At 74.4% G+C, this 18,665-nt stretch carries 14 protein-coding genes; 7 read left to right on the top strand and 7 right to left on the bottom strand.

Going from position 1 to position 18,665, the window contains the following annotated elements; all coding sequences use genetic code 11:
* Positions 1 to 246: 246 nt before the first annotated feature.
* Complete coding sequence (locus ACQP0T_RS02405; protein WP_345368193.1) at positions 247 to 1,290, bottom strand: ADP-ribosylglycohydrolase family protein; 1,044 nt, start codon at positions 1,288 to 1,290, stop codon at positions 247 to 249.
* A gap of 307 nt (positions 1,291 to 1,597) precedes the next feature.
* On the opposite strand from ACQP0T_RS02405, the gene ACQP0T_RS02410 reads away from it, so the two are divergent.
* On the top strand, positions 1,598 to 4,450 hold the full coding sequence (locus ACQP0T_RS02410) for a BTAD domain-containing putative transcriptional regulator (RefSeq protein ID WP_433871094.1): 2,853 nt from the start codon (positions 1,598 to 1,600) through the stop codon (positions 4,448 to 4,450).
* A gap of 309 nt (positions 4,451 to 4,759) precedes the next feature.
* Here the strand turns inward: ACQP0T_RS02410 and ACQP0T_RS02415 are convergent, their stop codons facing one another.
* On the bottom strand, positions 4,760 to 5,536 hold the full coding sequence (locus ACQP0T_RS02415) for an SGNH/GDSL hydrolase family protein (RefSeq protein ID WP_433871095.1): 777 nt from the start codon (positions 5,534 to 5,536) through the stop codon (positions 4,760 to 4,762).
* Positions 5,537 to 6,246: 710 nt separating this feature from the next.
* Between ACQP0T_RS02415 and ACQP0T_RS02420 the strand changes: the two genes are divergently transcribed.
* The 4 genes from ACQP0T_RS02420 (at position 6,247) to dapA (ending at position 11,208) form a co-directional block, all read left to right on the top strand.
* Positions 6,247 to 8,535, top strand: a complete 2,289-nt coding sequence (locus ACQP0T_RS02420; RefSeq protein WP_433871096.1) for a hypothetical protein — start codon at positions 6,247 to 6,249, stop codon at positions 8,533 to 8,535.
* An 82-nt stretch (positions 8,536 to 8,617) separates the two neighbouring features.
* Positions 8,618 to 9,343: an ESX secretion-associated protein EspG gene (locus tag ACQP0T_RS02425; protein ID WP_433871097.1), complete on the top strand. Its 726-nt coding sequence runs from the start codon at positions 8,618 to 8,620 to the stop codon at positions 9,341 to 9,343.
* 80 nt (positions 9,344 to 9,423) lie between these two features.
* Positions 9,424 to 10,110 (top strand): DUF3159 domain-containing protein, encoded by a 687-nt coding sequence (locus tag ACQP0T_RS02430; RefSeq protein WP_433871098.1) that lies wholly within the window; start codon positions 9,424 to 9,426, stop codon positions 10,108 to 10,110.
* Positions 10,111 to 10,365: 255 nt separating this feature from the next.
* Complete coding sequence (dapA, locus tag ACQP0T_RS02435) at positions 10,366 to 11,208, top strand: 4-hydroxy-tetrahydrodipicolinate synthase (RefSeq protein ID WP_433871099.1); 843 nt, start codon at positions 10,366 to 10,368, stop codon at positions 11,206 to 11,208.
* 93 nt (positions 11,209 to 11,301) lie between these two features.
* Here the strand turns inward: dapA and ACQP0T_RS02440 are convergent, their stop codons facing one another.
* Positions 11,302 to 12,234, bottom strand: a complete 933-nt coding sequence (locus ACQP0T_RS02440; protein ID WP_433871100.1) for an N-acetylglucosamine kinase — start codon at positions 12,232 to 12,234, stop codon at positions 11,302 to 11,304.
* A gap of 107 nt (positions 12,235 to 12,341) precedes the next feature.
* Between ACQP0T_RS02440 and ACQP0T_RS02445 the strand changes: the two genes are divergently transcribed.
* Both ACQP0T_RS02445 and ACQP0T_RS02450 read left to right on the top strand, forming a co-directional pair.
* The gene (locus tag ACQP0T_RS02445; protein ID WP_433871101.1) at positions 12,342 to 13,088 is read left to right on the top strand and encodes an SDR family NAD(P)-dependent oxidoreductase; all 747 of its coding nucleotides are present in this window, start codon (positions 12,342 to 12,344) and stop codon (positions 13,086 to 13,088) included.
* 69 nt (positions 13,089 to 13,157) lie between these two features.
* Complete coding sequence (locus ACQP0T_RS02450; protein ID WP_433871102.1) at positions 13,158 to 13,997, top strand: amidohydrolase family protein; 840 nt, start codon at positions 13,158 to 13,160, stop codon at positions 13,995 to 13,997.
* 226 nt (positions 13,998 to 14,223) lie between these two features.
* On the opposite strand, the gene ACQP0T_RS02455 is transcribed toward ACQP0T_RS02450, so the two are convergent.
* From ACQP0T_RS02455 to ACQP0T_RS02470, 4 genes are all read right to left on the bottom strand, one after another.
* Positions 14,224 to 15,264, bottom strand: a complete 1,041-nt coding sequence (locus ACQP0T_RS02455) for an SIS domain-containing protein (protein WP_433871103.1) — start codon at positions 15,262 to 15,264, stop codon at positions 14,224 to 14,226.
* Between the two features lie 43 nt (positions 15,265 to 15,307).
* Positions 15,308 to 16,123, bottom strand: a complete 816-nt coding sequence (locus ACQP0T_RS02460) for a carbohydrate ABC transporter permease (protein ID WP_433871104.1) — start codon at positions 16,121 to 16,123, stop codon at positions 15,308 to 15,310.
* Complete coding sequence (locus ACQP0T_RS02465; protein WP_433873569.1) at positions 16,120 to 16,992, bottom strand: carbohydrate ABC transporter permease; 873 nt, start codon at positions 16,990 to 16,992, stop codon at positions 16,120 to 16,122. Before ACQP0T_RS02465 ends, ACQP0T_RS02460 begins: the two co-directional genes overlap by 4 nt.
* Before the next feature lie 82 nt (positions 16,993 to 17,074).
* Positions 17,075 to 18,235 carry an extracellular solute-binding protein gene (locus ACQP0T_RS02470; RefSeq protein ID WP_433871105.1) on the bottom strand — a complete coding sequence of 387 codons (1,161 nt, stop codon included), beginning with the start codon at positions 18,233 to 18,235 and terminating at the stop codon, positions 17,075 to 17,077.
* Positions 18,236 to 18,665: the final 430 nt, after the last annotated feature.

Here is an 18,665-nt window from a genome sequence, read left to right on the forward strand (position 1 = left end):
ACGCTCCCCGGTCGGTCTCGTCGTGGAGCACTCCACACCGTGCCCTCGGGGCAGGGTCAAGGCCGACGCGTCGAGCCCGGTCGACCACGACGTCCGACCGCGCTCACCCGTTCGGGACGTAGGTGAGGGGCACCCTTGCCCAAGTAACTCGGGCAAGGGTGCCCCTCACTCACTTCACGGACGGGTGAGGCGAGCTGAGGGGCACCTTCATCCGACGTGGCCGGGTGAAGGTGCCCCGCATCCAGGTCAGGCGGTGGGGTCGGTGAGGCCGAGGTAGCGGCGCTGGTTGAACTGGGCGCCGCAGCAGGAGGCGCCGAGGTCGTGGCCGATGCGCTCGACGACGTCGGCCAGTTCGAGCCGGGCCAGCCAGGAGCGCGGCAGTACCGCGGTGCCGTGCCGGGCGCCGAGCAGGCTGCCGGTGATCGCCGCCGTCGAGTCGCTGTGCCCGGAGTGGTTCGCGGCCAGCCGCAGCGCGTCGGTGAACTGCTCGGGCTTGGGCAGCGCCAGCGCGCAGTAGACCCCGATGGCCAGCGCTTCCGGTCCGATCCAGCCCTTGCCGAGCCGTTCGACGTGGCCGAGGTCGGCGCCCAACCGGGCCAGGGTGGCCGCCTCGGCCAGCGCGATCGCCGTCTCGGTGTCCTCCCGCAACGCGCGCCCGGCGGCCTGGTCCACCGCGGCGGGCAGCCTGCGGTCCTGCACGGCGAGCAGGTGCACCAGCACCGCCATCGCCCCGGCCGAGGTCCACCCGCCGGTGCCGCCGTGGGTGAGCGCGCCGAACTGGCAGGCCAGCTGGTAGGCCATCTCGGCGGTCGGGGCGAAACCGGCCGGGGCCGCCCGGTTCACCGCGCCGCAGCCCTTGGAGGTGTTGCGCGGACGTTCCGGCGTGCCGAGGTCGGGTTCCTGGAGCGCGCGCAGGCTGGTCAGCCCGGGCGTCCGGTTGGCGTAGAGCTCCGCCTCGGCGAGCAGCCCGGTGACCCCGGGGGCCGGCTTGTGCTCCTGCTGGGTGAGCAGCCACCGGCGGTAGGCGGCGGCGGTGGACTCGACCGGTCGCCACGGCCCGCCGCTGTTGCCGGTGGTCCAGGCGTGCAGGTAGCCCTCGCCGGTGAACAACGTGAGCTGCGTCGAGTCGCCGAGCAGCGCCTGCGGCGGCGGTTCGGTGATCCCGGTGTCGCCGTGCTCGGTGCGGATGTCGGGCAGCGCGGTGAACTCCACCGGCAGTCCGAGCGCGTCGCCGAGGGCTCCGCCGAGCAGGCACGCGACGGCGCGGTCGACCACTGACGGCTCGGGCACGGTGTCTGGAGCTCCTTCTGCGGTGGCCTCGGGCGGCTGCACGGTCGCGGGTGACTCTACTTGGCCCCTCCGGAAGTCGGGAGACGCTCGGCCGAACGCCGGTTACGTGACGCTCGCCGCGTGCGACCGGATGGTCGGGTTCGTACCGTCCGGACGTACCGCCATCAGGGTGAACCGAGCCGGGTGTGCCGACCCCCGCCGAGTGAGCGATCACTACGGTGAGTCGGTCCCGGCGGTATGGACGCCGGGCACCGCCGTGGACGAGACTTGACGTCTCAACAATCCGCTCACGAGGTCGAAGTCGGTGATGATGGCGCGCCAGGCTCCGGGTGCGGGCTTCGAGTTCCGCCTGCTCGGGCCGCTGGAAGTGCGGCTCGACGGTGGGGCGCGCCCGCTGGGCAGCAGCAGGGTGCGCGCGCTGCTGGCGTGCCTGCTGCTGGAATCGAACCAGGTCGTGTCGATGGACCGTCTGATCGACACCCTGTGGGACCGCGAGCCGCCGGCCACCGCGCGGACCATCGTGCACGGCGACATCTCCGGGCTGCGCAAGCTGTTCGCCGCCGCCCGCGACGGCGACCCCGAGCTGATCACCCGCCCACCGGGCTACGAGCTGCGGATCTCCGGCGAGCGCATCGACGTCCGCCGCGCCCAAGCGCTGATCGCCCGCGCCCGCGAGCTCGACGCCGAGCAGCGGTCGGCGGTGCTCGCCGAGGCGCTGGAGCTGTGGCGCGGTCCCGTCCTCGCCGACCTGGAAACCACCCGCCTGCACCGGATGCACGCGCCCGCGCTGGAGGAGATGCGGCTGCTCACCCTGGAGGAGCGGGTGGCCGCCGACCTCGAACTCGGCAGGCACCACCACCTGGTGCTGGAGCTGTCCGCGCTGGCCGACCGGTACCCGCTGCGCGAACGGCTCACCGGGCAGCTCATGCTCGCCCACTACCGCGCCGGGCACCGCGCCGAGGCGCAGGCCCGGTACCACGCGCTGCGCCACCGGTTGTCCGGTGAACTCGGCATCGACCCCGGTCCGGAGCTGCGGGACCTCTACGAACGGCTGCTCCGCGACGACGACGCGCTGCTCAACCCGCAGCAGCGGCAGGACGCCGCGATCGGGATGCGCCGCCCGGTGCCCGCCGAACTGCCGCCCGCGCCGGCCGGTTTCGTCGGCCGCCGCCGCGAACTCGCCGCGCTGGACCGGATGCTGGCCGAGCGGGAACGCGGTTCGGCGAACCTGCTCGCCGTGGTCACCGGCACCGCGGGCGTCGGCAAGAGCGCGCTGGCGGTGACCTGGGCGCACCGGGTCGCGGCGGAGTTCCCGGACGGCCAGCTCTACGCCTCGCTGCGCGGGTTCGAGTCCGAACGCGCGCCGCTGGCCCCCGGCGAGGCGCTGACCAGCATGTTGAAGACCCTCGGGGTGGCCGCCGACGCGATCCCGCCGGACCTCGACGACCGCACCGCGCTCTACCGCTCGCTGCTGGCCGACCGCCGGGTGCTGGTGCTGCTCGACGACGCCCGCGACTCCGAGCAGGTGCGACCGCTGCTGCCCGGCAGCTCCGAATCGGTGGTGCTGGTGACCAGCAGGCGGCGGCTGGACGGGCTGGTGGTGCGCAGCGGCGCCCGGGTGCTGCCGGTGGAGACGCTGTCCACCGACAGCGCCATCGCGCTGCTGGACCGCTCGGGCGTGCCCGGCAAGCTCGCCCGGGAACCCGGCGCGGCGGCCGAGCTGGCCCGGTTGTGCGGCGGGCTGCCGCTGGCGCTGCGGATCGCCGCCGCCCGGCTGGCCGCCACCCCGGCGCGCGAGGTGTCCGACCTGGTCGCCGAGCTCACCGACGAGGACAACCGGCTGCACGCGCTGGACATCGACGACGCCGACACCAGCGTCCGCCGCGCCTTCGACATCTCCTACCGCAGCCTGCCGCCGGTGCACGCCGACGCGTTCCGGCTGGTGGGGCTGGTCCCCGGCCTGACCTTCACGGCGCACGCGGTGGCCGCGCTGTGCGCCACCGACGTGCCCAGCGCGCACCGCAGGCTCCGCGCCCTGGCGCTGGCGCACCTGGTCACCGAGCCGGAACCGGACCGCTTCGGGATGCACGACCTGCTGCGCGTCTACTCCCGGGAGCTGTTCGCCGAGCGCGCGCCGGAAGGCCGCACCGAGCCGCTGCGCCGGTTGCTGCACCACTACCTCGTCGTCGCCGACCACGCCCGCCGGTTCCTGCGCCCGGCCCGCGACGAGCTGGACTACACCGCCGAACGCGGCTCGGTGCCGCTGTGCGCGTCGATCACCGGCCGGGCCGAGGCGCTGGAGTGGTTCGACGCCGAGTGGCCGAACCTGGTGGCGGCGATCCGCGCGGCCGGCGCCGAGGGGCTGCACGACCTGGTCTGGCCGCTGGTGCGGTTGCAGTTCAACTACCTGATGGTGCGCTGCCCGTGGGAGGACTGGATCCGGATCTACTCCGAGGGGCTGGCCTCGGCGCGGGCGGTGTCCGACCCGGTGGGCAACCTGCTCATGATGGCCGGGCTCGGCGTCGTCTACTCCCGCTCCGGCGAGCCGGAGGTGGCGCTGGCGCACTACGCCGAGTCGCACCGGGTCGCGGTGAGCACCGGAGATCCGTCCTGGCAGGCGTTGTCGCAGGTGAACATGGGCGCGGTGCTGATCAGACTGGAGCGCTTCGACGAGGCCCGGGTGCACTGCGAGGACGCGCTGCGGCTCTACCGCTCGCTCGGCGACAGCTACTTCGAGGCCGGGGCGCTGAACAACCTCGCCCAGGTCGAGCAGGTCAGCGGCAAGCTGGACGCCGCGCTGGCGCACCTGCGCGAGGCCGAGGCGATCTACCGGGAGGTCGACGACCTCGAAACGCTGGCGATGGTGCTGAACAACTGCGGCGAGGTCAGCATCGAGCTCGGCCGCACCGAGCAGGGCGAGCGCTACCACCACGAGGCGCTGGACGTCGCGCTGCGCTGCGGTTCGGCCACCCGCCAGGCCGCCGCGCACCGCGGGCTCGGCAACGCCGCCCGGCTGCGCGGCGACCTCGCCGTGGCCCGAACCCGCTGGGAGACCGCGCTGGCCATCTTCGAGACCAGCGGACTGCCGGACGCCACCGAGGTGCGGGCCCGGCTCGACGAGCTCACCGACCCGCCACCACCCCGGGCGCACAGCGTTTAGCGAGCGTTTAGCGCTGGCTTAGCGCCGCCTGGGAACGTGGTCATCGTGCGGGTCAACCGTGCACGATCCGCACACCTAGGGCGGCTGCTGGGGGAGTCCACAGGGGGGATCGGGTCGCCCGGCCGTCCCGGTCGGGTCATCCGGCCGGGACGGCCGCAAGGGGGAGGGGCATCCGGGATGCGTGTCCGTCCCGGGTGGACGTGTGGGGGTGAGTGCGGGCCTTCGGGTTCGGGGTGGGGATGTGAGAAGCCCCGAAGGTCCGCACTTTCGTTTCTTCGCCGGTCCGCGTTCGGTGCGGGACCGCCGCGTTCAGAGCCGTTCCAGCTCGGGGCGCTTGGGGCCGCGGCCGTCGCCGCTGGAGCGACCGCGCAGCCGCCTGCTGATCCACGGCGCCAGGTGTTCCCGCGCCCACCGGATGTCCTGGGCGCGCTGGGCCCGCCACGGCGCCTGCGGCAGCGACGGCAGCGGATCCCGCCAGTCCTCGGCGGTCGCCACGCCGAGCGCCTCGCAGGCCCGCAGCGCGACGCGCCGGTGCCCGTCGGCGGCCAGGTGCAGCCGGTCCGCGCTCCACGACCGGGAATCCCGCAGCACGCCCATCGACCACAGGTCCAGCACGTAGCAGCCGTGCTTGTCGGCGATGGCGCGCAGGTGCGCGTTGTAGGTGCCGACCTTGCCGCGCAACCGGCGCAGCACCGGGGTGTCCCGGGTGTCGAAGCCGGTGCCGATCAGCACGTCCGCGCCGGTGGCCCGCAGCCGGCCGACCGCGTCCTCGAACAGCGCCGCGAGCTCGTCGGGATCACCGCCGGGCCGGATGATGTCGTTGCCGCCCGCGGTGAACGACACCAGGCCGGGGCGCAGCGCCACGGCCTGCGGCACCTGGGACTCGACGATCTGCCGGAGCAGCTTGCCGCGCACCGCGAGGTTCGCGTAGCGCAGGCCGGGTTCGTGCTCGCCCAGGTGCTCGGCCAGCCGGTCGGCCCAGCCCCGGAAGCCGCCGTCGGGCCGGAGGTCGGCGAGCCCTTCGGTGAAGCTGTCACCCAGCGCGACCAGGCTGTCCCACCGCGTCGACTTCGCTCCCGCACCCATTGCCAGTCCTTTCCGCCCTCTCCAGTTCGGTTCGGTCCGCCGCCGTCGGAGCGCCCGCTCCGGCGCTGGGCGGCGGCACCCGGACCACAGTGGTCCGCCGACCTCTACCTACGCCACCGTCGGTACGGGACTTCGTGATTAACGGCACGCGGATGTCTAGGAAAACGGGGCCGTCCGGGTGATCCGGGCCGCCTCGGAGCGGGACGTCACCGAGCGTGCGCGCCGACCCGCGAGTGGGGCACCTTCATCCGGCATGGTCGGAGGACGCGCCCGGGGGTGGCCGGTTCGGGTGCCCGCCCCTCGCCCGGGTTCGCGGAGGGTGTCCGGGTGATCGGCGCGGGGTGATCGCGCGCCGGGTGGTGGAGGTGCTGCCCGATCGGGGCTGGTGAGGCCGGAAGTCGTGGCACCGCACCGTCCCGCGCCCGTTCTTCCCGGGAGTGGTCCTTCGTGGAAACACCGGTACGGGTGAACCTCAACTGCTAGTGTCCTTCGGCGGTAGCAAAAGCAACGAGGGGGCTCGTGATGTCGCGATCGACGCAGGTGGCAGCACGTACCGCGGCCTCGCGGGCGCGGCGCTACCGCCCCGTCGACGCACTCGCGATCTACTGAGTGGGGAACGACGGCATGTCCTGCTGCGTCGGTGTGAGTGCGTTCGCCCGGAACCGTCCGGAGCCGACGCGCCCCGAACGCTTCGAGTACCTGGGGGAATCGTGACGTCACCGCAGAACCCGGCGTCCGCGCCGGGGCCCGCGGGTCCACGACGGGCACCCGGACCGGGTGGCCCGCCGCCCGCCGGTCCGCCGCTGCGCGGCTCGCTCGGCGCCGAACCCGGCCCGCCGCCCGGCGGTCCGCCACCGGCCGGTCCGCCGCGCGCCCCGGCCCCGGGACCGCGCCGCTTCGACCTGCGCGGCGAGTTCGCCGCGCTGGCCGCCGAACCGCACCCCTTCGCGCTGTGGGAGCGCATCGAGCAGCTCCCGGACCGCTTCGAGCACGAGCAGCGGCGGCAGGGCCCGCAGCAGCCGCGCAGGCACTCCGCCACGCCCACGCCGGGCGGTGGCGTGCCCGTGCTCTCCGGCGACCTCGGCGGCGCGGAATCGCCGCAGCCCCCCACCGGGATGTCCGGCTCGCTGGACGCCGATCCCGTGCGCCCCACCGGTTTCGGCGGTGCGCTCGACGCTCCCGGGGAGTCCGAGCTGATCACGCCGCCCGCTCCGCCCGCCGCGACCAGCGGCGGACTGCTCGCCCCCGGCGGCCCGCCCCGCGACGAGCCGCGCCGCGGCGCTCCGGCGCCGCCCGGCCGACCGCCGATGCCGCCCGCCGGGCAGCGACCCGAGGTGCGCACGCCCACGTCCGATCCGGCCGCCGCGCCGCCGATGGACGCGCCGCTGAGCTTCCCGCCGCGCCCCGAAGCCCCGACGAGCGGGCCGCTGCCGGTGCAGCAGGTCGGCGGCGTGTTCACCGCGGACACCGCCGAGCCCGCGCCGCGCCCGCAGGACGGCCCGCCGCCGGAGCCCGCGACCGGTGAGCCCCGACCGCACGGCGGTCCGGCGGCTCCTCGCGGAGGCGGTGCGCCCGACGCGCCGCGACCGGAGGGACCGACGAGCGGCCCGCCGCCCGCGGGCGCCCCGCGGCCGGAGACCGGTCCGCGCCCCGCGGTGCCCGGACCGCCGCACGCCGAGGCCCCCGCCGGACCGCCGCCCCCGGAACCGCCGCGCCCCGAGGGGATGCCGCGGCGGCCCGACCTGGCCGGGCCACCGCCGCCGGTGCCACCGCGACCGGAGGACGGTCCGCGCCGGGAGGGCCCGCCGAGCGGTCCGCAACCGGCCGTGGGCCCGCGTCCGGACGAGGGCACGTCGCCGGTGCCGCCGAGCGAGCCGCCGCCGAGCGGACCGCAGTCCCAGGTGGGGCCGCCGAGCGGTCCGCAGCCCGCGATGGGTCCGCGTCCCGATGGTCCGCCCCCGACTCCCGGGGACGGCGTGCGTCGGGAAGGTCCGCCGAGCGGACCGCAGCCCCAGGTCGGCCACGGCCCGGAGGGAGGACCCTCGCCGGTGCCGCCGGGCGGTCCGCAGCCGACTCCGGGGGAGGATCCGCGCCGCCAGGGCCCGCCGAGCGGTCCGTCGCCCCACGGGGGTCCGGGCCCGGAGGAGGGCGCCTCGCCGGTGCCGCCGGGCGGTCCGCAGGGTCCGCGTCCCGACGGCCCGCCGCCGCGTCCGGAGGACGGTCCGCGCCGCGAAGGTCCGCCGAGCGGACCGCAGCCCCAGGCGGGGCCGCCGAGCGGTCCGCAACCTGCGATGGGACAGCGTCCCGATGGCCCGCAGCCGACTCCGGGGGAGGACCCGCGCCGCCAGGGTCCGCCGAGTGGTCCGCAGCCCCAGGCGGGGGCGCCGTCGCACCAGGTGGGGCCGCCGAGCGGACCGCAACCCGCGATGGGTCCGCGTCCCGACGGCCCGCCGCGTCCGGAGGACGGTCCGCGCCGGGAGGGCCCGCCGAGCGGTCCGCAGCCGGTGCCGCCGGGTCCGCCGTCGCCGCCCGGGGGGATGCCCGCGCCGCACGGGGCACCGCCGCGACCGGGCGGGCCCGCCGGCCCGCCACCTCCCGCGCCGCCGCGCCCCGAGACCCAGCAGCCGCCCCAGCAGCAGCGGCCGGAGTCGGCGCCGGAACCACCGCGTCCGGCGGCGTCCCCACCCGTGCGGGCCGCGAAGTTCGTGCCCCGCGCGGACGGCGGTTTCGGCCCGCAGGGTTCGGGCGGCGGCTGGTCCGGCGCCAGCGCGCAGGTCAGCTACGGCCGGAACATGCAGTGGTCGCCGGAGGACTTCAAGGAGGACAGCAGGCAGGACCGCGACTTCCACAACGGCGGGGGTTACCGCGCCGGTGAGGGCGGCGCCGTGCCGCAGTTCCTGGTGGAGGCCGACGAGCTGTTCGAGGAGGAGGACAGCGGCGGCCGGCTCGTTGCACCGCCCGTGCTGGGCGAGGCGCCGTCGAGCTACCGGGACTTCTGAGGAACCCGCGGACCCGCCTCGTGCGGGAAGTCCCGGTTCCGAGTCAGGCACTGACCCCCCCACGAGCCGAAATGAGCCTGTGATGGTCGAGACGATCACGCTGTCGATCCCCGCGGTCGACGTGCTCGGTGAGCGGTTGAACCTCACCGTGCGGCAGTACCCGTTCGAGATACCGCACGTCGGGGAGTCGGCGGAGGACCGCGACCGGCTGGCCCACCAGGTGTGGAGCGAGCTGGAGACCAGCGGGCTGGCCCGCTCCGGGCGCCCCGAGCCGGAGGTGGAGGACGCCCTCTACCTGCTGTGCACCTCGGAGGTGGCGATCGCGGCGGCGGGCCTGCTCGACGTGCGCGCCGGGCACCGGCTGGCCGCGCGGGTGGTGGCCACCGGCGAGGTCGGCGTGGTGGGCGTGCTCGACGGGCGCGGGTTGCGGATGAGCTTCCTCGCCCCCGACGAGCTGCCCCGGGCCTGCGCCGACCTGCTGCCGGACGCGCCGAAGGGCGGCGGCGCGATGCTCCGGGCGATCGCCGACCGCAGCAACGGGCACCCCGCGGACGCCGACATCGAAGGGCTCGGCGAACTGCGGGCGCTCACCTCGCGGCCCAAGTTCCGGCTCGGGCACTTCGCGGTCACCGGCCCGGACGGCCGCGGCGCCCGGCGGCGGGCACCCGGCCTGACCTGGTTCGACAACGACCTCGGCCGGTTCGCCCTGCACGGCGAGCGGGTCGACGGGCGGGACGTGATCAACTGCGGTCCGGCGGACAAGAAGGCGATCGCGGGCCGGCTCGCCGACCTCCTCGCCCCGGCGTGACCGCCGCCCGCCACCGGCACCGGGAGGCGCTCACCACCGCTGCGTGCACGGCGCGGCGAGGATAGGGCAGGCTCAGTGGTGTGACACGCGACCGCCAGACCACGACCACCGAGGACGGCTCCGAGCGCGACTCACTGATGAACCTGCTCGGCGGTCGCACCAGCGCGATCGACGCCAGCCTGCCGCCGGTCGTGTTCGTGCTGGGCTGGTACCTCGGCGACGAGTCCATCGGGCTCGGCAGCGGGCTGGCCGTCGCCGTGAGCGCGATCATCGCGGTGTGGCGGCTGGTCCGGGGCGCCCGCCCCGGGGCGGTGCTGGTGAGCCTGCTCGCGGTGCTGCTCGGCGCGGTCATCGCGCTGCGCACCGGCGACGCGGTCGACTTCTTCCTGGTCCGGGTGGTGACCAATGCCGCGAGCGCGCTGGCCTGGGTGGTGAGCATCGTGGTGCGCTGGCCGTTCCTCGGCATCGTGCTGGGCACGGTGCTCGGCCAGGGCAGGCGCTGGCGCCGCGATCCGGAACTGCTGCGCGCCTACAACCGCGCGAGCTGGGTGTGGGTCTGCCAGTACCTGGTGCGGCTGGTGGTGTTCATCCCGCTGTGGCTGGCCGGGCTGGTGATCCCGCTGGGCATCGCGCAGGTGGTGCTCACCTGGCCGCTGGTCGCGGTCTGCGTCGCGGTGAGCTGGTGGGTGCTGCGCCGCGCGCTGCCCGACGACCACCCCGGCCTGCGCCACCCGCGCACCCCCGCCACCCGTTCGGGACGTGAGTGAGGGGCACCCTGCACCGCGTAACGGGGTGCAGGGTGCCCCTCACTCCATCACTCTCGGCTGAAGCCGCCCGCGGTCGGGGGAGCGGCGCCGCTTTCGCCACCCGCGGGTTCTTTTCGCGAGGGCATCCCGAAGCGCTGTCTCCGCGAAACCCGCGCGGACACGGTCGTCCGGGCACCGACCGCGCTTCGTGGCGGCGGAGGTGACCACTGCGGGGCTGACATGACAACGGGTGCGGCCGGGGCGCAGAATGCGGCCATGTCTCTCGGCGCCGTGCTCACCGCGATCATCACCCCGTTCGACGACGACCTGCGGGTCGACGAGGACGCCTTCGTGTCGCTGTTCCACCACCTGATCGCCACCGGTTCGGACGGTGTCGTGGTGTGCGGGACCACCGGCGAGGCGCCGACGCTGACCGCCGAGGAGCACCTGCGGCTGATCGAGCTGGCCTGCGCCGAGCGCCCCGAGGGCGCCACCGTGATCGCCTCCACCGGCTCCAACGACACCCGGCACGCCTGCGAGATGACCGAGCGGGCCACCGAGCACGGCGCCGACGGCGTGCTCTCGGTGACCCCGTACTACAACAAGCCGAACCGGCGCGGGCTGGTCCGGCACTTCGGCGAGATCGCCGCGGCCACCGACAAGCCCGTGGTGCTCTACAACATCCCCGGCCGCACCAGCCTCGACCTGCCGCCCGACCTGCTCGCCGAGCTCGCCCAGATCGAGCGCGTGGACTACGTCAAGCAGGCCGACAACAGCGCGCTGGGGCCGATCGACGGGCTCGGCGTCTACGCGGGCAACGACGACGCCTTCCTGCCGACCCTGGAGTTCGGCGGCTGCGGCGGCATCCTGGTGGCCAGCCACCTCGTCGGCCCCCGGATGCGGCGGATGGTCGACGAGCCCGAGCGGCGCGCCGAGATCGACGACGAGCTCAAGCCGCTCTACCGCGCGCTGGGCACCACCACGAACCCGATCCCGGTCAAGGCCGCGCTGAACCTGACCGGGCGCCGCGTCGGCGGACTCCGGCTGCCCCTGGTGGAGGCCGACGAGGCCGAACTCGCGGTGATCGCCGAGGCCCTCGACGCCCTCGACCTCCGCTGACCACCCGTCGAGTTGACCAGGTGAGGGGCACCCTCGCCGAGTAACTCGGACAAGGGTGCCCTCACTCAGCACACTTCCGGGTGAGGCGGTGGGTCAGGGCAGGAGGCGGGCGTGGAGGGCGGCGGGGTCGTCGACCAGCTCGCGCGCCGCGAGCCACGCCGCTCCGGCCGCTCCCGGTCCGGCGGCGCGCGGATCGGTCCGGCCGCGCTCGGCGAGTTCGGCGCGCACCGCGGCGTCCAGCGGTCCGCCGTCGAGCAGGCCGCCTGCCAGCACCACCGGTCCGTCCCCGCCCGCGTCGGCGACCGCCGCGGCCAGCAGCGTCGCGGCGCGCCGCAGGATCTCGGCGGCCACCGGGTCGTCCTCGGCGGCGGTGGTGACCAGCGGCGCGAGTTCGGCGAGCCGGATCGGCGGGCCCGCGTTGGCGGCGGTGATCAGGGCGCGCCGCCGGTCGGTCGGCTCCGGCGCCCAGCGGTCCAGCACCGCGCGGCCGAGCGGTCCCGGGGCCTCGGCGCGGTCCAGGGCGCGCAGCGCGGCGCGGACCGCTTCGCGGCCCAACCAGAACGCCGATCCCTCGTCGCCGAGCAGCCAGCCGTGCCCGCCCGCCGTGCCGGTCACCCGGTGCTGCTCGACGCGCGCGGCGATCGACCCGGTCCCCGCGACGAGCACCGTCCCGGACGCGGCGGGAGTCCCGGCGGCGAACGCGACGTCGCAGTCGCCGACCACCGCCACGGGCCCACCCAGGCCGAGCCGCCGCCAGCCCTCGTCGAAGCGGCCGGCGACCGCCGGGTCGGCGAACCGGCTCACCCCCGCCAGGCCGACCGCGGTGCGCCGCACCTCGGCCGGGTCCAGCCCGCCCAACGCGCTCCGCGCGGCGGTGAGCACCTGCTCGACGGCCTCGCCCAGCGGGTGCGACTGCGGATTGCCGCCCGCGGCGGAACCGGTGCCGAGCACCCGGCCGTCGAGGTCGGCGACCAGCGCCCGGCTGGAGGTGCCGCCGACGTCCAAGCCCAGCACGAGGCAACGCATCCGCCCTTTCTAGCGCGCGACCGCGATCCGGCACCCACCGGCCTCTGGATTCCTGCGCGGCGAACGGTTATACATCCGGGGCAACGATCGATCAGTCGGGGAGAGCGATGGGCGACTTCGACGGCGCCACCGCGGCGGTCACCGGCGGCGCTTCGGGCATCGGCCTGGCCGCGGCGCGACTGCTGCGCGACCGGGGCGCGCGGGTGGCGGTGCTGGACGTGGCCGAATCCACCGAGGACGGACTGCTCGGGGTGCCCTGCGACGTCACCGACGACGGGTCGGTGCGCGCCGCGGTGGACACCGTGCGGCGGGAGTTCGGCGGCCTGGACGTGCTGGTGAACAACGCGGGCATCGGCGCGCAGGGCGACGTCACCGCCAACGACGACGCCGAGTGGCACCGGGTGCTGGACCTCAACGTCGTCGGCATCGCCCGCGCGAGCCGCGCCGCGATGGACCTGCTGCGCCGCTCGGAGCGCGCCGCGATCGTCAACACCTGCTCGATCGCCGGGCTCGCCGGGCTGCCGCAGCGCGCCCTGTACTCGGCGAGCAAGGGCGCGGTGCACGCGCTGACCCTGGCGATGGCCGCCGACCACGTGCGCGAGGGCGTCCGGGTCAACTGCGTCGCGCCCGGCACCGTGGACACCCCGTGGGTCGGGCGGCTGCTCGACTCCGCGCCGGACCCGGTCGCCGAACGCGCCGCCCTCGAAGCCCGTCAGCCGTCCGGACGTCTCGTCTCGGCCGATGAGGTGGCGCAGGCCATCGCCTACCTGGCGGGCTCCGGGGCGGGTGGCGTCACCGGTACCGTGCTGACCGTCGACGGCGGGATGTTCGGGCTGCGCGTCCGGCCGAGCTGACCGGGCGGCGGAGCAGCAGATCAGTCCGTTGTGGACGGTCCGCGCCCGGTGGCGCCTCGGAGGAGACGAATGACGGTCGACGCCCACCACCACCTGTGGGACCTCGATGTCCGCGAACAACCCTGGATGACGGCGGCGATGGACCCCATCCGCCGCGACTTCCGCGCGCCCGAGCTGGGCGCCGCGCTCAAGTCCGCCGCGGTGGACGCCACCGTGCTGGTGCAGACCGTCGCCGACCCCGACGAGACGCCGGAGATGCTGGTGCTCGCCGACTCCGTGGACCGCGTCGCCGGGGTCGTCGGCTGGGTCGACCTCACCGCGCGGGACGTGCGCGAACGCATCGGCCGGTTGCAGGCCCACCCCTCGGCGCGGTGGCTCAAGGGCCTGCGCCACCCCGTCGAGGCCGAACCCGACCCGGACTGGCTGGTGCGGCCCGACGTGCTCGCCGGGCTGGCCGCCGTCGAGGACACCGGCCTGGTCTACGACCTGCTGGTCCGGCCGCGGCAACTGCCCGCCGCGATCAAGGCCGTCGGGCAGTACCCGCAGCTCACCTTCGTGCTCGACCACTGCGGCAAACCCCCGATCGCCGACGGGGAGCTGGAACCCTGGGCCACCCGCGTGCGGGCGCTCGCCGCCCACCAGAACGTGCTGTGCAAGCTGTCCGGCCTGGTCACCGAGGACGACTGGGCCCGCCAACCGGACCCGGACCGGCTCCGCCGCTACGTCGACGTCGTCCTCGACGCCTTCGGCCCGGGCCGCGTCATGTTCGGATCCGACTGGCCGCTGTGCCTGCTCGCCACCGACTACGCGCAGGTCGTGGGCCTGGCGAAGAACCTCACCGGCCACCTCGGCGCTTCGGAGCGGGCAGCGGTGTTCGACAGCACGGCACGGCGCACCTACGAACTGTGACCGCGCCGACGCCGGTTGGGCCGGTCGGAGTAATCTGGGCTGGCCCGTCCCGCCAAGCCCCCTCGGCGGGACGGGTCTCGACTCCCGGGCCCGTTCGCCCGCCCGACACCCCACCACGTGGACCGCGTGAGGGGCACCCTTGCCCAAGTTAACTCGGACAAGGGTGCCCCTCACTCCGGTTCCGAACGGGTGTGCCGGTCCGGGCCCGTGTGCTGGGGCGGGGTGGTCAGCGGGTCTTGGTGACCTTGTTGAGGCCTCGGGGCTGGTCGGGGTCCAGGCCCCGGGTGCGGGCCAGGCCGAGGGCCAGGCGCTGGATCGGCAGGATCTCCAGGACGGGGGCGAGCTCCTCCGGGCACGGCGGCAGCGGGATGCGGTGGCGCGCGGTGCAGTTCCCGGCGGCGGAGCCGATGGCGCAGATGTCGGCGCCGCGTTCGGCCACCGCGTCGAGCACCTCGCGCATCGAGTCGCCGCCCCTGCCGCCGCCGCACAGCGCGAGGACCGCGGTGTCGGCGTCCACCGCGGCGACCGGGCCGTGCAGCAGGTCGGCGCCGCTGTAGGCGCGGGCCGCGAGGTAGCTGGTCTCGGCCAGCTTCAGGGACGCCTCCAGCGCGGTGGCCAGCGAGTAGCCCCGGCCGGTGGTGACCATCCGCTCCGCGAACCGGTAGCGCCGCACGGCTTCCTCGACGGCGTCGGCGGAATCGTCGAGGGTGGCGCGGGCGAGCTCGGGGAGGCCGGCCGCGCTCGACCCGTCCCCGCCGCGAACGGCGTCGACGAGCAGGTGCAGCGCCAGCAGCGTGGTGCTGTAGGTCTTGGTCGCGGCGACCGCCCGCTCCTGGCCGGCGCGGACGTCGACGGACAGTTCGGCGGCGGCGTTGATCGGGGAGTCGGCGGTGTTGGTGACCGCGACGGTGAGGGCGCCCCGCTTGCGCCCGGATTCGGTGACGGCGAGCAGGTCGGGGGAGCCGCCGCTCTGGCTGATGGTCAGCAGCAGCACGCCGTCGAGGTCGGGTTCGGCGCCGTAGAGGGTGGTGGTCGAGGGGGAGACCAGGCCGACGGGCAGGTTCAGCAGCACCTCGATGAGGTACTTGGCGTAGAGCGCGGCATGGTCGCTGGAGCCGCGTGCGGCGAGCAGCGCGAAGCGGGGTCGGTGCTCGGCGATCCGCTCGCCGACGCGCTGGATCGCGGCGCGCTCGGCGAGCAGTCCGGCGAACAGGTCGGGTTGCTCGTCGATCTCGGCGGCCATGTGCCGGCCTGCGGCCTCGGTCATCGTCCCTCCCGGTCTCTTGGTCTAGACCAATGCTAGCCGATGCTCACCCCTTCACCGCACCGGCGGTGATACCCGAGACCATGTTGCGCTGAACCACCAGGAAGAACACCAGCACCGGCAGCGTGAACAGCGTCGAAGCCGCCATCGTGGCGCCCCAGTCGGTGCCGAAGGCGTTCTGGAACGTCTGGAGGAACACCGGCAGCGTCCGGTTGTCCTCGTCGCGCATGAACACCAGCGCGTAGAGGAACTCGTTCCACGCCGTGATGAACGCGAACACCGAGGTCGCCACCAGACCCGGACCGAGCAGCGGCAGCGTCACCCGGCGGAACGCCGCCGCCCGGCCGCAGCCGTCGACCATCGCCGCCTCCTCCAGGTCCACCGGGATGCCGTCGATGAACCCGCGCAGCGACCAGACGGTGAACGGCAGCGTGCAGATCCAGTACACCAGCACCAGCGAGGGCAGCCGGTCGAGCAGGTTCAGGTCCCGCATGAACAGGAACATCGGGATCATCAGCGCCTCGAACGGCACCATCTGCGCGACCAGCACCAGCAGCAGGAAACCCTTCCGCCCGCGGAACCGGAACCGGCTCATCGCCAGCGCGGCCAGCGTCCCGGCGACCAGCGAGCAGGCCACCGCGGTCAGCGTCACCAGCAGGCTGTTGCCCAGGTAGCGCAGGAAGTCCGAGCCGGTCAGCGCGGTGACGTAGTTCTGCGCGGTGATCGAGGTCGGCACCAGGTCGTAGGACGTGGACAGCACCTCCCCGCGCGGTTTCAGCGAACTCGACAGCATCCAGTACGTCGGGAACGCGAACAGCAGCGCGATCGCCAGCGCCAGCGCGGACAACGCCGTCTTCCTCACAGCTCACCCTCCTGGGACCGCAGCAGCAACCGCACGTACTGCGCGCACACCAGCACCAGCACGACCACCATCAGCACCGACACCGCCGCGGCCACGCCGAACCGGCTGCTGGCGATGCCCTCCAGGTACTGCAGCACCGACAGCGTCGTGCTGCCGCCGCTCGGGCCGCCCTCGCGGAACGCCCACACCTGCGAGAACACCTTGAAATCCCACAGGATCGACAGGAACGTCACGATCATCAGCACCGGCTTGAGGTGCGGCCAGGTGATCGAGCGGAACGTCTGCCAGCCGTCCGCGCCGTCGATCCCGGCCGACTCGTAGAGGTCGCCGGGCACGCTGAGCAGCGCCGCGTAGAGCGTCATCGCCACGAACGGCACCGCCTGCCAGACGATGAGGATGCCGACCACGGTCAGCGTGCTGGTCCCGGTGGCGAACCAGGAATGCCCGTCGAAGTCCAGGCCGAGCAGCAACAGGGTCTTGTTCAGGATGCCGAACTGCTGGTCGAAGATCCACTGGAACACCGTGGTCGCGGCGAGCTGCGGCATCGCCCAGGCCAGCAGCAGGCTGATCTGGAGCAGCACCCGCGGGACCGGCGGGACGTGCCGCATCAGCAGCGCCAGCAGCAGCGCGATCGCGATGCTGCCGGCCACCACGCAGGCGGTGAACACCACGGTGCGCAGCGCGATCGTCCAGAACCCGGGGTCGGAGAGCACGGTCGCGTAGTTGTCGAACCCGGCCCAGACGACCTCGCCGCGCACCAGCTCGCCGAGGGTCAGCTCCCGGAAGCTGGTGATGATCACGTTCACGGCGGGCCAGCCCAGCAGGCCGACCAGGGCCAGCACGGCCGGTGCCAGCAGCAGGTAGGGCAGGGCCTCGACCCAGCGGGAGCGCCGGACCCCGGGCGCGGCGGGGGCGCGCCCGGGACCACCCGTTCGTCGGTCAGAGCCATGATCAGGGAGCCGCCAGCAGGTCGGTGATCGCCCGGTTGGCGTCGGTGGTCGCGATGACCACGGACTTCTGCCCGGTCAGGATCGCGGTCATCATGTCCTTGAGCGGGTTCTGCCCGGACTCCACCGCGGCCCACTGCGGGATCGGCGGGGTCACCGCACCGGCCTTGGACGCGGTCGCCATCGCGGCGCTCACCGGGTCGGTCGCCAGCGCGCTGGTGTCCTGCATGGCGCCGGGCACCACGCCCGACTCGGCGAGCATGATCTGGTACTTCGGCTCGGTGAGCAGCCGCAGCCAGTCCTTCGCGGCCTCGGCGTCGGCGCTGCCCGCCGGGATGGCGAGGGTGGAGCCGCCGAGGAACACCGGCGCGGTCCCGGCCGGGTCCTTCGAGGGGATCGGGAAGGCGGAGCTGATCGCCGCTATGTCCGGGTTGACCTCGGCGGCGGTCTGCACCTCCCAGGGCAGGGCGATCATCATCGCCACGTCGCCCTGGGCGTAGATCTCGGCCTGCTGCGGTTCGGCCTCGTCGGTGTCGGCGGGTGCGGAGGTCCGGGAGTGCTGCACGAGCTGCTGGTAGAACTGCACGCCCTCGCGGGATTCGGGCGTGTCCAGCGCGCCGCGCCAGCGCCCGTCCTGCTCGACCGCGACCTCACCGCCGGAGTCCCAGATGAACGACAGCAGCGCGTACCAGGACTGGCCCGGCAGGTACAGCGACTGGAAGTCGGGGTCGTCGCCGTGCGTCTGCTCCAGCCTGGTGATCACGTCCAGCAGCTCCTGCCGGGAGCGGGGCGGCTCGGTGATGCCCGCCTGCTGGAACAGCTCGGTGTTGTAGACCACGACCCGGTTGGCGGCGTAGAACGGCACGCCGTAGTTGCGGTCCTCCCAGGCGCCCGACTCGGCCAGCGCCGGCAGCCACTGGTCGCCGTGCATCGAGGCCTTGTCCTCGGTGAGGTCCAGCAGCGTGCCCTCGGCCGAGAACTGCGGGTTCTGCGTGTTGCCGAGCTCGATGACGTCCGGCGGGTCGTTGCTGGTCAGCGCGGTGGTGAGGCGGTCCTGGATGCCGTTCCACTGCTGGATCTGGTACTCGACGGTCATGCCGGGGTGCGACTTCTCGAACTCCGCGTTGAGCTCGTCGACGAGCGCGTCCGGCGCGGACCCGTCCATCAGCCAGACGGTGAGGGTGTTGTCGCTGCCGCCGCCGGCACTGCCGCACCCGGCCGCCGCGAGGCTCAGCACCGCTCCGGCGGCGAGCGCTCGCCAGGTCCGGGCGGGACTTCGGCGCCGGTGGCGGGACCGCGCCGGGGCGCCGTCGGTGGTCGGCGACGGTCGCCGCGTCGTGGAAGCACGTCTGCTGGAGCAGGTTCGCACCCGGAACCCCTTCCCTCCGCTCCGCCGTGGAGCACTTTGGTGTAGACCAATGCGATGAAGAGTGTGGCCCGGGACACCTGATGTCAAGACCCTTCGGGTGACGCGGGTCGGGGACCGGTGCGGCCGTGCGGTGGGAACCTGGTGGGTCCGGCGCTCGCCCGCACCGGTTTCGGGCATCCTGAACACCTGGGCGATCGCCGGTGCTCCGGTCCGCCCGACGGTTCGC

The organism is Saccharopolyspora sp. CA-218241, from assembly GCF_050954615.1.
GTDB classification, from domain to species: Bacteria; Actinomycetota; Actinomycetes; order Mycobacteriales; family Pseudonocardiaceae; genus Saccharopolyspora; species Saccharopolyspora cebuensis.

Bases quoted from the DNA above. Each gene is read 5' to 3' on its own strand.
- dapA (WP_433871099.1), top strand. From the start codon at position 10,366: ATGTCTCTCGGCGCCGTGCTCACCGCGATCATCACCCCGTTCGACGAC.
- ACQP0T_RS02440 (WP_433871100.1), bottom strand. From the start codon at position 12,234: ATGCGTTGCCTCGTGCTGGGCTTGGACGTCGGCGGCACCTCCAGCCGG.
- ACQP0T_RS02410 (WP_433871094.1), top strand. From the start codon at position 1,598: ATGATGGCGCGCCAGGCTCCGGGTGCGGGCTTCGAGTTCCGCCTGCTC.
- ACQP0T_RS02470 (WP_433871105.1), bottom strand. From the start codon at position 18,235: ATGGACGGGTCCGCGCCGGACGCGCTCGTCGACGAGCTCAACGCGGAG.
- ACQP0T_RS02450 (WP_433871102.1), top strand. From the start codon at position 13,158: ATGACGGTCGACGCCCACCACCACCTGTGGGACCTCGATGTCCGCGAA.
- ACQP0T_RS02425 (WP_433871097.1), top strand. From the start codon at position 8,618: ATGGTCGAGACGATCACGCTGTCGATCCCCGCGGTCGACGTGCTCGGT.
- ACQP0T_RS02415 (WP_433871095.1), bottom strand. From the start codon at position 5,536: ATGGGTGCGGGAGCGAAGTCGACGCGGTGGGACAGCCTGGTCGCGCTG.
- ACQP0T_RS02445 (WP_433871101.1), top strand. From the start codon at position 12,342: ATGGGCGACTTCGACGGCGCCACCGCGGCGGTCACCGGCGGCGCTTCG.
- ACQP0T_RS02455 (WP_433871103.1), bottom strand. From the start codon at position 15,264: ATGACCGAGGCCGCAGGCCGGCACATGGCCGCCGAGATCGACGAGCAA.